The sequence below is a fragment of the Nostoc sp. JL34 genome, from assembly GCF_017114945.1.
In the GTDB taxonomy this organism is placed as follows: Bacteria; Cyanobacteriota; Cyanobacteriia; order Cyanobacteriales; family Nostocaceae; genus Nostoc.
Genome location: NZ_JABXKQ010000001.1, coordinates 1 through 2,808 on the forward strand (window position 1 = coordinate 1; position 2,808 = coordinate 2,808).

General features: G+C 38.2%; 1 protein-coding gene and 1 pseudogene. Both read right to left on the reverse strand.

What is annotated here, in order from left to right; translation table 11 throughout:
- Positions 1–515: 515 nt before the first annotated feature.
- Positions 516–1,640, reverse strand: a complete 1,125-nt coding sequence (locus tag HWQ44_RS00005; RefSeq protein WP_292713350.1) for an ISAzo13 family transposase — start codon at positions 1,638–1,640, stop codon at positions 516–518.
- 125 nt (positions 1,641–1,765) lie between these two features.
- Positions 1,766–2,120: pseudogene (locus tag HWQ44_RS00010) on the reverse strand (IS66 family transposase); the annotation flags it as partial.
- Between the last annotated feature and the right edge of the window lie 688 nt (positions 2,121–2,808).

The window sequence follows — 2,808 nt, forward strand, 5'->3', positions numbered from 1 at the left end:
GCACCTCTGCAATCCTTACACTGCCAACCCTTCAGCTTAACTTAGTGCCATTCGGAATAGAACCTTGAAAATCTCATAATTAAACCTGGGACAAAGGTGAAAGCCCTCTCCTACAAGGAGAGCAGTTACTCGTTACTCCTACCCCTTTCAAGGTGACTGGTAAAATCTCTTTTTTTCTCTCTGCGCTCTCTGTGACTCTGCGGTTTAAAAGTAATTTTTTGAACCACAGAGGCGCAGAGAACACAGAGTAAAGAGATTTGTCTACTGGAGCAAAAGGAAATCTCAACTCCATGAATGATGATGTTACTTCAAAAGCCCTGAAAAAGCAGAACCATATATGCGGATACTGTGGATTAAAATTCGTAGATAATGTATGTGCCTTTCCTCACATCTTGCACCTGACCGAACAAACCCGCAAAAGGCAAATAAGGAATGCAAAAATATAACAGAAGATGAAGATGATATTTTAAGTACCTAATTAATAGTTAAAAATTGTCATTAATGTCTATATCTATCTAGCATTTATTTTCATTTTTTGGAGTTCTAATTATTAGTTCTTCATTTGTGGTAACAGTACTAATTAAATTGATAACTACTTCTTTAATGGTTAGTGGTCTACCTCTCCAGTTTTCTGTAATCAGACAGAACATACGATGTTCTATATTGTTCCACTTACTTGTAGCAGGAGGAAAATGTGCAAACTGAATCATAAGTCCAATTTCGTTAGCAAGTTTCTGGAGTTGGGCCTTCCATAACTGCAAGCAATACTCATCACGCTCGCTACAGTCTGCTGTAATAAATAATTCTGTAGCATTTTTGTAAGTTTTTTTACCCATATCTTGCCACCATCGACGAATTGACTCAACAGTGACCTCTACAGTGTCATTATTAATGCCCACATTTACCCATCCCTGGCTTGTAGTCAAATCATAAGCTTCATACAGTAGAGTATTTAAGAGTTTTTGATATTCGGGAAAATAATCAGTATTAGCCTTGATAAACTGTTTTTTTGATTGACATTCTTCTACATCTTCCTTATAGTTTTCAATAACTTCTTTTTTCTTGATTGAAAGTGAAATTATCAGTTGTCCACGGGCTTGAAAATTCTGCACTTGATCATAAATATATTGAAATTGAAGGTTTCGATCATAGTTAGAAGAGCGCTCTTTAATTTTACAGTTGCTTTGTAGACTGTAGCCCAGTTCACACAATAAAGAAGCAACTTTTCTAGCGCTGATAACATGACCCTTAGTTCGCAATTTTTCAGCTATTTTTGTGGTGCTTTCACAAGTCCAACGTAGAAGTGGGTCTGAATTTCCACAACTCACTGGTTGAATTAATGATTCCAGGTCTGGAATTAAGGTTTGGTCAGTGTCTAGCAGACGCTTTCTACCACCTCCTTTACATCGAACTTTCTCCTGAAATTGAGTATGTTTGATTTGAGTATCTGGCTCAATTTCAAGTTCACGGATTCCGACACGAATCGTTTTTGGTGACAGACCTGTTGCTTGAGAAACTTGCGTAATCCCACCTCTTCCGAATGCAATAGCTTCTGCAGCAGCCCACAGACGTATTGATCTCTCGTTCAGATGAGGATAAAGGGAATCAAATTTAGCTTTGAGAAACTCTTTTGCTGACATACAGCAATCCTAATATATTAAACAGTTATAAATTTATCAGAGATTGTTTAAGATTTTATGCAATTTTTGTCAGTAATAGGTTAAATTATCCTTTTTTCAAGGGTGTTGCGAAGAAGGATTCAGGTCTAATATTCAGGAAGCAGAGACGGACGAGACTGATAATCAAGAGAACCAGCCAGTAGAGCTTGTGCAAAAAAATCAATTACAGACCTACCTTGACGGCGGCAGGTTTGCACCACAGTCAACAAATTGGCAGTATGTTGAAACCGCTCCATTGAACGGGAACCACCGCTAACATGAGCGTTTGGTCACAGCCAAACGAAGGGTTCGCGAAGCATGTCCGAAGGACTCTCGTTTAGCCTGATTGTTATCAGGAGGAACTTCTCTTAAGTCAAAGAAATACCACCATTGACTTGCTTTATCACGCAAAGAACGTAAAAGCTGACCGACTTTTGCTCTTGCCAGATCAATCCGCTGATCAGGGCAAATGCATCTAAAGTACTCTTGATCACGACCAAGATTAAGACCCAACGAAAAATCAGTATTTCTGGCTTGATTTATTTTCCAAGGCTCAAAGCGATCGCTAAAATATTTGTCAATAAGTATGCATTAATGAGATTATTTTTGAGTCTATTGAGAATAGACTAGTCTTCTTGACATTATGAGTCCGCCCTGGTCAATACCCTGCCACCTGAATCTTTACGTGTGTACAATCCTAATTGATTGTGGAATTAATATTAGTTTCAAACGAATAGAAAGAATAACATATAAATTTGGTCAAATTGGCATCAATTTACGTCAATCTAAAATAAAAAATTAAGCAACTGGGAAATTTACCTGAAGGTAATGTTTTTAACCCTGTTTTGTCACTCTGGCAGTAGTATAATAAGGTACAACGGCTAGAACCAAGACACAGAGTATGGTACAGCCCCGTCCAGCCGCACCAACAGTCAAATTTGTGGACGAATATTGTCAGTGGTATAGAACCCATTTGGGATCTAATGCTTTGCTAGCCTTTTGAGCATCAGTCTGATGAAACACAGATTGAGTTTTGCAGTCGCATGACTGAGCGTTCTCTCAAAGTTTTTAACCAAACTTTTACAGCGTTCTATCGCAGTCGAGTCTATTCGTCATTGGTGGTACTCAATGGGAAAACAAGTTTATCCAA

Bases quoted from the DNA above. Each gene is read 5' to 3' on its own strand.
- HWQ44_RS00005 (WP_292713350.1), bottom strand. From the start codon at position 1,640: ATGTCAGCAAAAGAGTTTCTCAAAGCTAAATTTGATTCCCTTTATCCT.